17 protein-coding genes and 1 pseudogene are annotated in these 14565 nt (G+C 50.7%); 14 read left to right on the top strand and 4 right to left on the bottom strand.

Annotated features, from left to right (window positions below; all coding sequences use genetic code 11):
* Nucleotides 1-11: 11 nt before the first annotated feature.
* The 4 genes from mnmA to ALFI_RS16140 form a co-directional block, all read right to left on the bottom strand.
* Nucleotides 12-1328, bottom strand: coding sequence for a tRNA 2-thiouridine(34) synthase MnmA (mnmA, locus tag ALFI_RS01225; protein WP_014774451.1), 1317 nt, complete (start codon nt 1326-1328; stop codon nt 12-14).
* 15 nt (nt 1329-1343) lie between these two features.
* Nucleotides 1344-2009, bottom strand: a complete 666-nt coding sequence (locus ALFI_RS01220) for a ribosome maturation factor RimM (protein WP_014774450.1) — start codon at nt 2007-2009, stop codon at nt 1344-1346.
* 212 nt (nt 2010-2221) lie between these two features.
* Nucleotides 2222-2776 (bottom strand): 30S ribosomal protein S16, encoded by a 555-nt coding sequence (locus tag ALFI_RS16325; RefSeq protein ID WP_014774449.1) that lies wholly within the window; start codon nt 2774-2776, stop codon nt 2222-2224.
* Between the two features lie 507 nt (nt 2777-3283).
* The gene (locus ALFI_RS16140) at nt 3284-3733 is read right to left on the bottom strand and encodes a helix-turn-helix domain-containing protein (protein ID WP_052312771.1); all 450 of its coding nucleotides are present in this window, start codon (nt 3731-3733) and stop codon (nt 3284-3286) included.
* 330 nt (nt 3734-4063) lie between these two features.
* On the opposite strand from ALFI_RS16140, the gene ALFI_RS17215 reads away from it, so the two are divergent.
* From ALFI_RS17215 to ALFI_RS01140, 14 genes and pseudogenes are all read left to right on the top strand, one after another.
* Nucleotides 4064-4414, top strand: coding sequence for a hypothetical protein (locus ALFI_RS17215; RefSeq protein ID WP_042493080.1), 351 nt, complete (start codon nt 4064-4066; stop codon nt 4412-4414).
* Between the two features lie 410 nt (nt 4415-4824).
* On the top strand, nt 4825-5961 hold the full coding sequence (locus ALFI_RS01200) for a replication initiation protein (RefSeq protein WP_014774447.1): 1137 nt from the start codon (nt 4825-4827) through the stop codon (nt 5959-5961).
* Nucleotides 5962-5965: 4 nt separating this feature from the next.
* The gene (locus tag ALFI_RS01195) at nt 5966-6727 is read left to right on the top strand and encodes a ParA family protein (protein WP_014774446.1); all 762 of its coding nucleotides are present in this window, start codon (nt 5966-5968) and stop codon (nt 6725-6727) included.
* 2 nt (nt 6728-6729) lie between these two features.
* On the top strand, nt 6730-6966 hold the full coding sequence (locus tag ALFI_RS01190; RefSeq protein ID WP_014774445.1) for a hypothetical protein: 237 nt from the start codon (nt 6730-6732) through the stop codon (nt 6964-6966).
* Nucleotides 6963-7235 carry a hypothetical protein gene (locus tag ALFI_RS01185; RefSeq protein WP_014774444.1) on the top strand — a complete coding sequence of 91 codons (273 nt, stop codon included), beginning with the start codon at nt 6963-6965 and terminating at the stop codon, nt 7233-7235. Before ALFI_RS01190 ends, ALFI_RS01185 begins: the two co-directional genes overlap by 4 nt.
* Nucleotides 7232-7858: a M23 family metallopeptidase gene (locus tag ALFI_RS01180; protein WP_052312770.1), complete on the top strand. Its 627-nt coding sequence runs from the start codon at nt 7232-7234 to the stop codon at nt 7856-7858. The genes ALFI_RS01185 and ALFI_RS01180 overlap by 4 nt, the downstream gene beginning before the upstream one ends.
* Before the next feature lie 20 nt (nt 7859-7878).
* Nucleotides 7879-8421: a DUF3575 domain-containing protein gene (locus ALFI_RS01175; protein ID WP_014774442.1), complete on the top strand. Its 543-nt coding sequence runs from the start codon at nt 7879-7881 to the stop codon at nt 8419-8421.
* Between the two features lie 12 nt (nt 8422-8433).
* A complete protein-coding gene (locus ALFI_RS01170) occupies nt 8434-8727 on the top strand; it encodes a zinc finger domain-containing protein (RefSeq protein WP_014774441.1) in 294 nt (97 codons plus the stop codon).
* Nucleotides 8724-10508, top strand: a complete 1785-nt coding sequence (locus tag ALFI_RS01165) for a tetratricopeptide repeat protein (protein ID WP_014774440.1) — start codon at nt 8724-8726, stop codon at nt 10506-10508. The genes ALFI_RS01170 and ALFI_RS01165 overlap by 4 nt, the downstream gene beginning before the upstream one ends.
* A 1-nt stretch (nt 10509) precedes the next feature.
* Entirely contained in the window at nt 10510-11082 is a 573-nt protein-coding gene (locus ALFI_RS01160) for an ORF6N domain-containing protein (protein WP_009597046.1), read from the top strand.
* A gap of 4 nt (nt 11083-11086) precedes the next feature.
* The gene (locus ALFI_RS01155) at nt 11087-11965 is read left to right on the top strand and encodes a FimB/Mfa2 family fimbrial subunit (RefSeq protein ID WP_014774439.1); all 879 of its coding nucleotides are present in this window, start codon (nt 11087-11089) and stop codon (nt 11963-11965) included.
* A 61-nt stretch (nt 11966-12026) separates the two neighbouring features.
* Nucleotides 12027-13082 (top strand): DUF4906 domain-containing protein, encoded by a 1056-nt coding sequence (locus ALFI_RS01150; RefSeq protein ID WP_014774438.1) that lies wholly within the window; start codon nt 12027-12029, stop codon nt 13080-13082.
* Nucleotides 13083-13120: 38 nt separating this feature from the next.
* A pseudogene (locus tag ALFI_RS01145) lies at nt 13121-13195 on the top strand.
* A 22-nt stretch (nt 13196-13217) separates the two neighbouring features.
* Nucleotides 13218-14561, top strand: coding sequence for a hypothetical protein (locus ALFI_RS01140; protein WP_014774437.1), 1344 nt, complete (start codon nt 13218-13220; stop codon nt 14559-14561).
* Nucleotides 14562-14565 lie beyond the last annotated feature (4 nt).

Genomic DNA, 14565 nt, shown 5'->3' with positions numbered 1-14565 from the left:
CGGGAACGCGGTCATTCGGAGATTACGCCCGAACCGACCAGTTCGTCGCCGTCGTACCATGCGGCGAACTGTCCGGGCGTGATGCCCCGCTGGGGTTGGTCGAAGAGGATGTAGGCGCCCTCGTCGCGCATGAAGAGCGTTGCGTCCTGAAGCGGCTGGCGGTAGCGGATGCGGACGCTGAAGCGGGCGCTCTGTCCGGGCGAGAGGGCGCGTGCGGGATTGACCCAGTGGATTTCGCCGGGAGCGATGTGCAGCGCCGGGCGCCACAAACCGGGATGGGCGTCGCCCTCGCCCACGTAGATGACGTTCTGCGCGGTGTCGGTCGCAAGGATGAAGAGCGACTCCCGGCGGCCGCCGATGCCCAGCCCCTTGCGCTGGCCGATGGTGTAGAAATGCGCGCCGTTGTGCTCGCCGATCTTCTTGCCGTCGCGTACGGTGTAGCGCCACGGGGCGGCGAGGGCGGTAAGGCGTTCGGTCGAGGGTTCGCCGTCGGTTCGGGCGACTTCGGCATCCGCTTCAGCAGGTATAGCCCGGTTTTCGGTCGAAAGCGTGCTGTTCGTCCGGGCGTCTGACGTACCGGGGCCAGCGGCGTTTTCGGCTTTGGCCGGGGCTGCGGCCAAAGCCCGGTCGTATTTCGGCCACGAGGGGAGGATCTCGTGGACGTTGCCCTTTTTCGAAGCCAGTTTCTGCTGGAGGAAAGCGGGCAGGTCCACCTTGCCCACGAAGCAGATGCCCTGCGAATCTTTGCGCTTGGCGGTGGCGAGTCCCTGCTCAGCGGCGATGCGCCGCACTTCGGGTTTCAGCAGATCGCCGATCGGGAACAGGGCGTAGCGCAGCTGTTCCTGCGAAAGCTGGCAGAGAAAATAGCTCTGGTCCTTGTTGGGGTCGGCGCCGGCGAGCAGCTTGAAGACCGTCCGTCCGTCGGGAAGGAACTCTTCGGCCTTGCGGCAGTAGTGGCCCGTGGCGACGAAGTCCGCGCCCAGCTTGAGGGCTTCGCGCAGAAAGACGTCGAACTTGATTTCGCGGTTGCACAGCACGTCGGGGTTGGGCGTGCGGCCCTTTTCGTACTCGGCGAACATGTAATCGACCACGCGCGTACGGTAGTCGGCCGAGAGGTCCACGATGCGCAGCGGAATGTCGAGCCGTTTGGCGACCAGCTCGGCGAAAACCCGGTCGTCGTGCCACGGGCAGTCGCCTTCGAGCGTGCCCGTGGTGTCGTGCCAGTTGATCATGAAAAGCCCCGTGACGTCGTGCCCCTGCCGTTTGAGGAGATACGCCGCGACGGACGAATCCACGCCGCCCGATAATCCGATTACTACGTGTGCCATATTGTCTTGAAAATCTTATAGGTCGATCAGCCCTTCGGGCAGGATCATCTTCATCGTGCGCCCCTCGAAGTCGATATGGGCGATGAACTCCTCGGCGGCGGGGACCAGCACCCGGCGGCCGCCGATTTCCAGCTCGAAGAGCGGGTTGGCTTCGCTGTCATAATAGTCCGCGACCCTGCCTGCGAATTGTCCGGCAGGGGGCATGCTGTCGCCGGCGGCGCTGCCGGCGCTGTTGGCGTTGGCATTATCGTTGCTGCCGCCTCTGCTGCCGTCGTCGTTGCAGGTGTCGTTGTTTGCGTTGTTGCCATCGTCATTTCCGCCGTTTCCGCCGTTTTCCGTGCCGCCGTGCCGTATCTCGAAGCCCGTAACGGCGAATCCGATCAGGTCCTCCATGTAGAATTCGTCGTCATCCTCCTCGTCGAACCGGATGCGGAATTCGAGGCCGAGCAGCTCCTGCGCCCGGCGTTCGGTGTCGAAGTCGGCGAATGCGGCGACGGCGCCTGAGGCTCCGCGGCGTTCGAAACGTTCGCACCAGAGCGGCACTTCGAGGGCGTCGATGGTGACCAGCAGCGGGATGTCGGTGTCGAAATCCGCGGGGAAATCGGCGTAAAGCGACAGCATCACTCCGCCGTCGGTGCCGAAAAGCTTGTTGATTCTGCCTGCGGGTATGGAAACGCTCATGTCGGTTCGGTTTACGGTGTTTTATCCTCCGCATCGCGTGGAGCGTGCGATTCTCGCTCGTCCGGCGGTGCGGCAGGGGGACTTTCCATGCGTGGCGTGGCGCTGCGGGGCGTGCCGCCCGGCCGGAAAGAGTTTACAAAAGTAATGAAAAAAACCGGTAAATCTCCCGCGTTGGGAAATTTACCGGGATTCCGGAAAGAAGCGTTCTGCGCTTATTCTGCGGCGGGAGCTTCGGCTTCGCCTTCAGCGGGTGCTTCTGCGCCCTCTGCGGCAGCGGCCTGCTCGGCCTCCTTGGCGGCAGCTTCGGCTGCGGCCTTCTTCTCGGCGATGGCCTTTGCGCGCTCCTCCTTGACTTTGGCTTCGGCGGCCAGACGGGCCTTTTCGGCCGACTTGGCATCCGCTTCGAGCTTGTTGCCCTTAGCCTCGATCTTACCGGCCTTCTCGGTCATCCATTTGTTGAAACGAGCTTCGGCTTCGGTCTCCGAGAATGCGCCCTTGGCGATACCGCCCAGCAGGTGCTTCTTGTATAATACGCCCTTGTACGAGAGAATTGCCCGACAGGTATCCGTAGGTTGTGCGCCTTTCTGCAACCAGCCCAGTGCTTTCTCGAAGTCCAGGTCGATCGTAGCAGGATTCGTGTTGGGGTTGTAGGTACCCAGCTTCTCGATAAATCTACCATCACGTGGCGCCCTGCTATCTGCGGCAACGATGTGATAGAAGGCGTAACCCTTCTTACCATGACGTGCCAGACGAATTTTAACAGCCATTTTGCTATAAAATTTTGTTGTAATTAATAAAAAACGCTCACCCACTTTGGGCTTTTAAGCCTGCAAATGTAGGCAAAATATTCCGCCCGGCAAAATAAATTGCGGAAAAATGCGCGCGGAAGGCTGTTTTATGGCGTTTTCGATACGGATGAAAAAATGCCGGGCCGCATTTGCGGCCCGGCGTCGAGTGATCCCGGCGGGATTCGAACCCACGACCGACAGCTTAGAAGACTAAGGTATTATCTATCCTATTTCAATTCATATTCAGCAATTTGCAACCTTGTACGAAATCTTATTTGGGCAACATTCGGAATTTATTTAACTGATTTCAATTCTGATGCGAGGTTATACAAAGTAGCGCAATAGGCGCTATTTGCGATTTTAAGTTCCCAAATTTCGATTTTCTCCAAGAAAACGAATGTGGGGTCATATTCGGCCTGAGATAAAAAATTCGGGCTTAAAATGCGCGATTTATCTTATTTCTTTTTATAGACCCCTTAAAGCGTGTTATTTTTTATCAACTGGGTTTAGTGGAAGTTTTGCCTCCGACCCTGCATGGGGGGGGGTGTAAGTTGTTGTATTTGTGTGATTTGCAATTATTTCCTGTTGCTGAAGTATGGTTTCATTTGCCGCAGATAATGCTTTATTTGCATCAGCAAGTGCCTGAACAAGTTTAGCATTCACAAAATCGGGAGCCTCATTTTGAGAAATTGCTCTATCTTTTATCATTTTGCCACGCCCGATGATAAGCCAATCAGAATTCAGATCGTCGTAAAATAGTAATATCTTACGGATGATATCTTCACCTAAAGAGCCTCCACTACTGGCCATTTTGCTAAAATAGCTATTGCTTACTCCAATAACAACAGCAATCTGGTTAAGTGTAATGCCTTTATACTTAACATACTCTTGCAGCCGATAAATAATTTTCGTAATATTTTCCTCTTTTTCTTGCATGTGTCGTAAAATAGTTAGATATTTGCATCGTGGTACGAACGTACCATACGTTCATACCCCAATAAATCGGGGTAAGTTACTGAAAAAATAGGAATTAACCAAAAATGGGGAGGATCTTAAAAAAGCGACCAGAATCCGCGCCGTCCAACTGGCAGGCTGTACTGACAGAAATGGAGATCAATGATGCTTGGTCGCTGAAATTGGAAGATAATACAGCAGATAATGCTCGTGCCGCGATTAAACGGTTGCGAAGGAGCGCAAGATATTCTCATTTACGATTTAAGACACACAAACACAGGAAACCGAAACTGTTTATTATAACACGGATAAATGATGATCCCGGACCTCAAAACAATAAAGCAACTACTTGAAGAGGCTATTGCAGTCGGTTCTTCAACGGTTCTGAAAGAGTTGCGGCCAAAATCCGATACTCTATCCCGAAAGAAAGCTGAGTTGGAATTTGGAGAATCCAAAATCCGAAAACTTCTCGAAGCTAATTTGATTAGTCTGAGAAAAAATGGCGCGAGATACTATCTGAGTAGGGTAGAGATCAATCAGGCTCTTTGTCAATCATCAGTTCAATTACTATATATCAAAACTCAAGATGGGGAGCAACCGACCATTGACAAAAAAAGAGTGGGCCGAATACTGGGCAATCGTAGACGAACAAGAAAAACGTGAATATCTACGCCTGCGGACATACACTGTACTGTTTAAGATGCTTTGTCCTGCATGTTCCGATAATGCAGAGGCAAGGAAAAAGATAGTCTATGATTGTCCAAACTGCCGGATAATTAAATGGCACAACTGTTCGATAAGACAAGTTCAAAGCGGAGAAATAAAAAATAGAATTATAACGAAATATCCAACAACAGAATGGATTAAGGCTTATGATCACACACGAGCCGAGAAATGGAGTTGGAAAAGGCATGAATCGAAATTCAAACAAGACATCATGGGGAATTGGATTCCAAAATGATATTCAAATATGCGTAGAAAGCGCATATATGGTTCTTTTAATAATCTATTTTTCGAAGTAAAGTAGAGAAACTTCGGGGAGGCAGTTGCCCCTGTCTCCCCAAATTTTACAGATGGCGAATCAGGTAAAAATACGAGATAGGGGTGGCTACGTCTACACGATTCCGGGAAATAACGTTTCGGAAACAGCTATTGATATATCGTCATATACGAAGGTCAAGCATCCCAATCTGTTTATTGATATGAGATCTGCGTACTCTTACACGCAGTTCCTCGCTCTATTTCGTATTGCAATATCGCTACAACCGATTATTCGGACAAATTTCGATACCCCTGATGGCAAGATTTCCCTCCAGGCAAAAAATGTCTATTGGGATAAAAAATCACACATGGTAGAGATTGTATTACCATTACGAGACTTTGGCGTTAGGCCCGAACATTATAACGAACTCGAAAGAGCTCTCCTCGACATGAGCCGTATCAGTGTGACTTTTCCGCAAAGATCGGCTTTGACAAATGCGGAACTGTCTGCAACTGGAGGATTGTGTCATGTTGCGATTGAACGAAAAAATAAACGTCGTCAGAATGCACATTTCTTTTTTCACGAACAGATTGTACATACAATCATTAATCCTCAAAACGGTTTCTCCCAAATCTTGAAAGAGACCGTTGAGAAAGCCAGTTCAATCTATACTGCCAAGTTATATTTCAATATCTGTCGTTGGGCGGATAAAGGCCAATGGACTGTTCCCTATTTGGAACTGAGATCTATTTTAAATGTAGATCCAACAAAATACAATTCGTATCACGATTTTCGGAAACGGATACTGAAAAGCAGCGCCGATGCCTTAATGCACAAAACCAATTACTGGTTCACATTTTACGAGCGGTTTCCCCAGCGTTCGAAGATTCCTGATATAATTTATTTCATCATCCATAATGGGCAGTTGAGTGATCAGGAGCGACGGGATTATAAGAACCGAGTGAGCCGGATTAAGGACACAGGCTCACATTTGGGGATAACAGCTCGCTCCATGAACTCAATTTTAGAAAAGATCACCCCGCAGAATAGCCGCTATGTGTATAGAAAACATAACGAATTACTTGCATATATCGCCGATAATGAAGGCGAAATAACGAATCATGCAGCCTATTATCGACAGGCTATGCAAAATATAGTGCTTGGCGAACTACTCAAACCTGCTGAGATACAAGCTGAATTCGATTTCTCAAACCCTTCAATACTTTAGCACAATGAAAGTTATAACAATTCTCAATCTGAAAGGCGGGGTTGGCAAAACCACGTCAACGATCAACTTGGCAGAATATATAGCCACGGTTGAAAAAAAGCGCGTACTACTTATTGATGCAGACCCACAGGCAAACCTTACTCACTTCTACCAAACTGATGTACCCAAACAAGACAATTTTTTCGGGATTTTTGCCATGCGCGATAAAGTTACCCCGTCTATTGTCAGAAAGAATCTGCATATTATTCCATCCAATGCTAGATCCTCTAAGATTAATTCTTTGATCGAAGGGGAAAACAATTCATTGTACATCCTCACAGATATATTGCATAGTCGGGATTATACGGAAATTTATGACTACGCGATTATTGATTGCCCACCCAGTTTAGGTCAAACAGTTGTCAATGCTGTCGTAGCTGCAGATTACGTAATCATTCCGGTTACAACCGGCGAATTCGCATCGCAAGGCCTCGACTCCGTGATTGCTGCAATAACAACCATTCAACGGGAATACAATCCAAAAGTTACGGTTTTGGGAATACTTCCAACGCTTTTTAGCGCAGGTAGAATCGCATCCCAAAATCTTATTTCGCATTTGAACGATAGCGGTCTGCCTGTATTTGATTGCCGGATTCGCTATTGTGAAAGTTTCCGGAGGGCCGAACTGGCACATAAAAGCGTTTATGAATTTGATAAACGCAGCAATGCGGCTCTCGATATGGCTGCGTTTTATAAAGAAGTGATGCTCCGACTCAAAAAGAAATAGTTATGACCAGTGAACTTGATAACCTGATTACCGACATGGGACAAGGCTCCAGACGTCGCGGTGTAAAAAAGGGGCGTAAAAAGATCAGAACGACTGTTCGAAGATCCACTATTGAGTTCACCGCAGAAATGGACTCCATTATCAAACAGCACCTATTCAAACATCATAAATCGTATGTCTGGGAAGCTGTTTACGACGGATTAAAATGTTTGGCCGAAAACGAAGGATATAAATTATGACGAATAAAGAATATAAAGAGCGTCGTCAGACGCTCGATCTGGCAATCGCTGCATTGGACGAAGAACACCTCGAAGACCGAGAATTTGCAGATGGGGCACTTGTAGAAATTGATTACGACTGGCACAAACGTATCGGCGTGATCTGCGGCTGTTTTATCGACCCCTTCGACGGTTCCATCCAATACAGGTATCATCCGTTGCGAAAGAACGGCATCCCTGCTAAAAACACATGTAATACCTACTACGGCAGTAAAATTACGAGAGCATGACATTTCTTATATTATGCGCCGCGACGGTTTGCAGTTTCGCACCGCAAACCGGTATCGAGCGATTATTGAATATGGCAGAAAACTACCGCCAAGTCGAACAAACGATTCTGCTGCTCAAGCGGCCGAATCCGATAATTGACCATGTACCCTGCATCTCGCCACTTCGGGCCGAAGATTTTCGACACCTCCGGATCAGCTCCGCTTACGGAACCCGTCTCCATCCGCTCCTGAATGAATACAAACACCACGCAGGCATAGATCTGCCTGGCAACCCGGGCGAATGGGTTTATGCGACAGCGGGAGGAATGGTGGCGAAGGTCGGCCGGACTGCAACGATCGGAAAGTTCATCCGACTGCGCCATGATTACGGCTTCATGACCCTTTACGGCCATTTGAGTTCGATCGACGTTGCGGAACGTGACAGTGTTCATATCGGCCAGGCAATCGGACGTGTCGGCAGCACAGGGCGCAGCACAGGGCCACACCTGCACTACGGAGTTTCCAAGAACGGCATTGAGCAAAATCCGCTCCCGTATTGCTATTTATACCTCCGATGGCAGAAAATGTTGATTGGTGAAGGGAAGAAGTATATCAAAAGATCCGGTCCCAATTTAACAAATTAGCATTTTAATAACGTTTGCAAATGAAACATATCTTCTTATCTATTGCCGCAATTCTTATTTCAGCGGTTGCGCAGGCCCAGTTCTCGTCCGTCTCGACCAATATCGTCGGATGGGCTGCCGGGAATATAAACGCAGCCGTCGATCTGAACGTGAACTTGCACAATACGATCAACATTCCGGTCTCGGCCAATCCGTTCAAGTTCGGAGACACCCAGTGGAGCCATGTCGTCCTGCAACCGGGATGGCGGCACTGGTTCGTCGAGCGATACATCGGACAGTTCGTCTCCCCCTCGCTGTTTTATGCCAACTACACCATAGGTTACGACAAACGCACCTTCAAAGGCAATGCCTACGGCATCGGATGCTCTTGGGGTTACTCGAAACTCCTGAGTACCCGCTGGAACTTCATCGTCGAGATCGGGGCCGGTATCGTCTATACCCCCTACACCGAGAAGCTGCGGCCGAAGCACATCGGGGAGTTCGACGACGAGTATACCTATCGTCACCGCCGGTTCCTGCTCGTCCCGATCAAATGCAACCTGTCATTTTCCTACTTGTTCTAATTCACAGATCCCATGACAACAACTTTTGAAAATTCCAAAGGATACAAAGTACTGCCATTGTCTGCCGACGAAATCAAGGTATGGCCACGTGCCAAGACCTGCGACCGCTGTGGCCGGAAAATCAGTTCAAACGGGTTCTACGTAGGAGCCGTCAATCTCATGTATTGTCCCGACTGCTATGAGGAGTGGCATGCCACGGCACCGGAGAAGCAGGAACTTCAATGTCCGCGGGAGAACTCGCATCTGGCAAAGGCAAACGAATATATCGCCGAAGGATTATCGGACATCAAATCAACTAAGAAATGAACCCATATAAAACACTCGTTTCCATAGCTCTGACTGTCCTGATGCTCTCTTGCGCCATGACGCACTCCTTGCAGCGCAGCACCCCGACGGCCGACATCCATCTGCCCAGCAATGGCCCCGTGGAGACACCCGAAGTAGAAGACGTCGAACGGGCTGTCACGCAAATGCGAAAAATCTCGATGAACGGCGGCCGTGACAGCGCCTATCTGGCCGAGGTCGAACGCGACTCCACGGGAGAAGTCACCATCAAAGGCGAGAACATTCAGACGGTCTACATCGTTGCCAAGTCGAAAACCGTAGCCGAACGCAACGGCGAGATTGCGATTGACTTCATCGTAGGCATACCCGCTGCTCTCCAGAGCAGCACGTGGGGGTTGTCGCTCACCCCGATCATAGAGAACAATGGGATGGAAGAGGCGCTGCAACCGCTCTCTATCCGGGGTGAGCTTTTTTCCGACATCCAGAAGCGCCAGTACTGGCAGATGAACAAGTACCTGAACCGCATGCTCGGCGACTCGACGGAGCTTACGTCCACCACCGGCCTGGCCGCGAAGTACTACGAAGCCTACAACCGCTACATCGCCGGCGGCCAGAAGCGCCGGGCCGACAAACTGGAGTCCACCTACAAACAAACGATCTCGTTCCCCTATTTATCCGATCCGCGGCTCGACTCCGTGCTGATCCGCAAAGGGGAGATTCGGTATTACTACACCCAGACCTACCGGCCGACGAAGGATACCAAGCGCCTGCACCTCTTTTTCCGCGGCCGCGTCGACGCCATCGACCGCAGCCGCTACGACCTCTCGAACAGCGACACGCTTACCTACACCGTGACATCCATGTTGTCGCTCCTTGACAACGAGCCGCGGTACATGCTCAAGATCATCGACAAGTACGTCGAGGTACGCGACCGCAACTACATCACCTTCCCGGTCGGCCGTGCCAATGTAATCGACACGATGGGCCAGAACCATGTGCAGCTTGCCAAAATCGAGCGCCTGATGGACACGCTTATCAACCAATACGAGTTTTTCGTCGATTCTATCACCATTACCGCTTCATCCTCTCCCGACGGCTCGATGGCGACCAACAACCGTATTGCCGGCGAGCGTGCCCGGGCAATCAAGGAGCGCCTGGTGCGCAAGTTCGGCCGGGAAGTCGATACGCTCATTCGCACCCGCTCGATCGGTGAGGACTGGACGCTGCTCAAGCGCCTGATCCGTCACAACAGCGATATGCCTAACTGGGAACAAATCATGGCCATGATCGATCAAAGCAGTAACCTCGACGTAACGGAGCCGCAAATCCGCCAGCAGTTTCCCAAGGACTACGCCTTCATGAAGGAGATCCTCTATCCCCAGTTGCGGGCCGTAGACTTCCGCTATAACCTCCGCCGCGTCGATATGGTCAAGGATACCGTCGTGCTGACCGTACTCGATACGACCTACATGCGCGGCGTACAGCAGCTCCGCGACCGGGATTATGTCGGGGCGCTGCGCACCCTGAACGACTACAAGTGCCAGAACCTTGCGATCGTGCTGCTCTCGCTGAGTTACGACGAGGCGGCTTTCGAGATTCTGGAGCAGCTGCCGCCGGCCGAGAAGAACCCAAGAACCGATTACCTATCTGCAATAGCACTCTCGCGCATGAACCGGCCGCGCGAAGGACTGGAGTATTACCTCAAGGCGATTCAGGCAGATCCGGTGCTGAAGTTCCGCGGTAACCTCGATCCAGAGATCCAAATTTTATACAAACAGAATAACGTAAAAGCATCCTGGTAAGATGGAACTACAAACCATACAAAATAAGATCTACGAGATCCGTGGACAGCAGGTGATGCTCGACTTCGACCTGGCTGCACTCTATCAGGTAGAGACGAAAGTTTTAAAACAGGCTGTCCGCCGAAATATCGAGCGGTTTCCGGAAGATTTTATGTTCGAGATTTCGAACGAAGAGTATAACTCTTTGAAAGACAGTTTGAGGTCACAAATTGTGACCTCAAACAAGGGCGGCATTCGGTATATGCCGTTCGCTTTTACCGAAATGGGCGTTGCCATGTTATCGAGTGTGTTGCGCAGCGGGTCTGCGATACAAGTCAATATCGCCATCATGCGGGCATTCGTCGCCATGCGCAACTATCTCACGCAGGCATCGCAGCATTCGGCCGAGCTTGCGGAAATGCGCAGCCGTCTTCAGCTTATCGAACATGAAGTTCGGGAGAACCTGAAAGCCATGAACGACATGAGCGAAGACATCGGCAAGGACATCGACGCAATTTACGAGGCCATAGGGGCACTGTCCGTCAAGCTACCGCAAATTCGGCAGGAACCACAAAAAATCGGATTCAAGAAATAGCAGCATGAAACCTATCCAAATACTGTTCACAGGACTTTTGCTCGCAAGCCTTCTCCCCGGCTGCGAGATCCACGACGACATCGACGTCGATGTGAAGCGCAAGGCCATCGTATACCTGCGCTACAACTACAACGACGGGGAGCACGACACCATGGACGAGGTGCAGACCCTGCGCCTGTTCTTCTTCGACCTGAAGACCGGCAGGCAGTACCGCGACACGACGCTTACGCGGGACGAATTCCTGACCGATACCGGAGCCATGCAGACCTACATTTCCAATGGAGAATATGGGATTGTGACGCTTGCGAACGTAGGGCATGGCTCCACGGTATCGGCAGACAACCTCGGCGATGCCGCCATCACCTTCCCGGATACGGGTGCCGACCCGCTTTTCTTCAACCGCATCCAGACGCCGATCCAAAAGGGCGACTCGCTGCGCTTCGACATCGACCTGTTCAAGTCCGTATACAAGGTCAACGTCCGTGTCGAAGGGATGCAGAACATCAACAACCCCGAAGATTTCTATTTCGGGCTGAACAACTACGCCGCTCTGAGTTTTGACAACAAGCCCTGCGGCGGCTTCAGAATGTATCGTCCCCAACTGGCCCGCGACCCGGCGGCCGGCACCATGTCGGGATCGTTTTACACGCCCTACTTTCCTTCGGACTCGCCAATCTCAATCGGCATCTACACCGACGATCCCACCTCGATTTACGGGCATGAACTCTTTGTGGCCACGATACAACGCTACATAGAGATCGCCCCTAATCCGGGACACGACGTCGAGATAGACATCCGCATTCTCCTGAACGGAGCCAATGTGACGGTGATTATCTCCGACTGGGAAGGAACAGTCATTCAAGAAGAACATTTCGGAGCATAGGCTCGAAAATAACTTATTTTCTCACTTAATTTTTTAATCATCCTCTATGAAAAAATTTTTTATGAAACTGACCGCAATCGCGGTAATGCCGATGCTGCTTGCAGCCTGCACGAAAGACGAAGTTAATCCTACACCGACCAACGGTGGAAAGGAAGGCGAAATCGAACTTATCCTGAAAAATGAAAGTGTAGCTGACGGAACCCGCGCCTTTGGCTCCGGCACTACCGAAAGTTGGGAGAAGTCGATCTCCTCCGCCGTACTTATCGTCTACAACACCTCGGGCACGCAAATCCTGCGCCGCGTACTGACCGCCGCCGAAATGAACGGCTCGACCACGACGCCGATCAAGTTCGTACTTCCGGGCGTGAGCGCCGATGCCTCGTGTGATTTCTATGTCGTTATTAACCGTAACATAGCGGATAACATCACCACCAAGGCCAAGCTGCTCGAAGAGTTGGAGAGCGACATCGCCTCCTACAACGGCACCTACGCAAACGTCACGACAAAGGCCATGCGCTCCGGAGGATTCGTAATGACCGGAGCTACAACCGCCAAAATCGCAGCAGGGACAACGTCCGTAACCATGACCGTGAAGCGCGTCGTGGCGAAGGTCGAGATTCAGACCACCATGACGGATGCGTTCCGGAGCAAATATGGCAACGGTTGTATCGAGATCAAGAAAATTACATTGAGCAAAGGAGCCGAGAAATCTTATCTGATTGACCAGACGGCGAGCAAATATGCAACCGTAAGTTCTTCCTTCACCTCGGCACAGGACGCCTACTGCGACAAGACCGGAGCGTCGAAAACGAACGCATACAAGTACAACAACCTTTTCTACATCAACGAGAAGGCCGCAGCCGCTACGGGATCGCGAATAAAAGTAGTCCTCGATGCTATCTATGATGCTGATGGAAATCTCTCGACCACGGCCGACCAAGTACCGTTATCCTATGAAACCGAACTAACAGGCACCACCGACGGAAAGATGCTTCGCAACGGTTCATATAAACTCAATGTAAACCTCGACGGACTTACCGGTAAAGACATGACGCTGTCAATCGCCATAGCCAATTGGGAAGCACTTTCAACGCAGAACGTGAATGTAGGAAAGTAATCTATTTCATCATCCCCGCATTGTCGGGGATGATTCTGGCCACCGTAGCTCAATTGAAAGAGCACACCTCCCATCGGGAGCTGAGGTTGTGGGTTTGAGTCCCACCGGCGGCACTTTCACCAAATACATTGTGCCATGAAAATACGAATTATTCTATCCTTACTGCTTGTTATTACCATCGCATGCAGCAAAGACTCCACAGAACCGGAGACTCTCAGCCCGGAATCTACGATCAGCATGGCACTCGATTACCAGAGCCGAGAATACGAGTTAGGCGAAGTAATCGAGGCAACACTGACAATCACCGAAAAGAATCCGGCAGCAGACTATTTCCTGTTGAACACCTCCTGCAACGGAGGTAAGGCCGTGGCAACAGTAGACGGCCATGAACTGCAATGGCAAGCCGAACAGCAGATTCCCTACGAGATCGTCAACGAGGAGTTCTCCTCGAAGGTGCTCCACCTGAAAATTACGCCCCAAGCCGGGGCGACGGCCAAACAGCCGTTCAACTTCGGTATCTATGCAATCTCGGCCGACGGGACAAAGGTCGAAAAAAGAATTTATGCAGTGAGTGTCAATACTGCGGAAATCATAACGAATGTCGAATGTATCACCCCGACAATCAATTTGGAACAGCAGTGCAAATTTATTTTAACAGCAACCAAAGAGAATTATGCCGGTGACTTTTTCGTACAACTGTCAACTGAAGGCAACGGATTTTTCATACTCGAAGACGGCAGTGCCGGAAATCGGTTCTACTGCCCTGCAGACTCCCATAATATGCTCTCATACCAGCCCCATGAAACCGGCTTACACAAAATCCACTGCATAGTAAAGGACGACATCAGTGTTTCCGAAGTGGACATCGAAGTCGAAGTCAAGGGGATTAACGGAAGCCTCACGAATCCCGAGCCCGGCGTATATATTTACTGCAATTCACTCTACTACCCAAGTTCGGCATGGCACCAAGAATGGAAAGAACAAGCTGAAGGTGTCGCAATCATCACGGAGGAATGCAGGTTTCTGATGGCCCCGGATCCCGTTATCGGAGATTGGGGCGGGGATAAATTCACGAACGTGCCTGATCTCATGGTCATTCAGGACTGGAGAGAAGCCAAATTTGATTATAACGGCCGAAAAAACACAGAGGCATTACTCAATGCCAAAGACGTTATGCGGAAAATCGAGTTCACCGAAAAATGTTACAACTACGATAAAGATAATCCGGGCAAATGGTACCAGCCAGCTGCGGGACAAATGTATTTGATACGTCAAAATCTGGACGAAGTACAACGATGTCTGAGCTTGATAGGTGGCCGAAAACTAAAAGCCAACGAGCATTACATATCCTCCACTGCCGCGGACGGATCACACCTTTGGGCAATCAGTCTCACACAATTCGAACGAATATATTTTTTCCTCTACGAACCCGACAACCGGACATATCCCGTCCGAGACTTGCAGACGGAAGAGCTGTGATAAT

The organism is Alistipes finegoldii DSM 17242 (assembly GCF_000265365.1).
Taxonomy (GTDB): Bacteria; Bacteroidota; Bacteroidia; order Bacteroidales; family Rikenellaceae; genus Alistipes; species Alistipes finegoldii.
The sequence above is the reverse complement of the archived record's forward strand: the minus strand, read 5'-3'. Positions and strand labels throughout refer to the sequence as shown.

Excerpts from the sequence above, each read along its gene's own strand:
- mnmA (WP_014774451.1), bottom strand. The coding sequence starts at position 1,328 with ATGGCACACGTAGTAATCGGATTATCGGGCGGCGTGGATTCGTCCGTC.
- ALFI_RS01220 (WP_014774450.1), bottom strand. The coding sequence starts at position 2,009 with ATGAGCGTTTCCATACCCGCAGGCAGAATCAACAAGCTTTTCGGCACC.
- ALFI_RS16325 (WP_014774449.1), bottom strand. The coding sequence starts at position 2,776 with ATGGCTGTTAAAATTCGTCTGGCACGTCATGGTAAGAAGGGTTACGCC.
- ALFI_RS16140 (WP_052312771.1), bottom strand. The coding sequence starts at position 3,733 with ATGCAAGAAAAAGAGGAAAATATTACGAAAATTATTTATCGGCTGCAA.
- ALFI_RS17215 (WP_042493080.1), top strand. The coding sequence starts at position 4,064 with ATGATGATCCCGGACCTCAAAACAATAAAGCAACTACTTGAAGAGGCT.
- ALFI_RS01200 (WP_014774447.1), top strand. The coding sequence starts at position 4,825 with ATGGCGAATCAGGTAAAAATACGAGATAGGGGTGGCTACGTCTACACG.
- ALFI_RS01195 (WP_014774446.1), top strand. The coding sequence starts at position 5,966 with ATGAAAGTTATAACAATTCTCAATCTGAAAGGCGGGGTTGGCAAAACC.
- ALFI_RS01190 (WP_014774445.1), top strand. The coding sequence starts at position 6,730 with ATGACCAGTGAACTTGATAACCTGATTACCGACATGGGACAAGGCTCC.
- ALFI_RS01185 (WP_014774444.1), top strand. The coding sequence starts at position 6,963 with ATGACGAATAAAGAATATAAAGAGCGTCGTCAGACGCTCGATCTGGCA.
- ALFI_RS01180 (WP_052312770.1), top strand. The coding sequence starts at position 7,232 with ATGACATTTCTTATATTATGCGCCGCGACGGTTTGCAGTTTCGCACCG.
- ALFI_RS01175 (WP_014774442.1), top strand. The coding sequence starts at position 7,879 with ATGAAACATATCTTCTTATCTATTGCCGCAATTCTTATTTCAGCGGTT.
- ALFI_RS01170 (WP_014774441.1), top strand. The coding sequence starts at position 8,434 with ATGACAACAACTTTTGAAAATTCCAAAGGATACAAAGTACTGCCATTG.
- ALFI_RS01165 (WP_014774440.1), top strand. The coding sequence starts at position 8,724 with ATGAACCCATATAAAACACTCGTTTCCATAGCTCTGACTGTCCTGATG.
- ALFI_RS01160 (WP_009597046.1), top strand. The coding sequence starts at position 10,510 with ATGGAACTACAAACCATACAAAATAAGATCTACGAGATCCGTGGACAG.
- ALFI_RS01155 (WP_014774439.1), top strand. The coding sequence starts at position 11,087 with ATGAAACCTATCCAAATACTGTTCACAGGACTTTTGCTCGCAAGCCTT.
- ALFI_RS01150 (WP_014774438.1), top strand. The coding sequence starts at position 12,027 with ATGAAACTGACCGCAATCGCGGTAATGCCGATGCTGCTTGCAGCCTGC.
- ALFI_RS01140 (WP_014774437.1), top strand. The coding sequence starts at position 13,218 with ATGAAAATACGAATTATTCTATCCTTACTGCTTGTTATTACCATCGCA.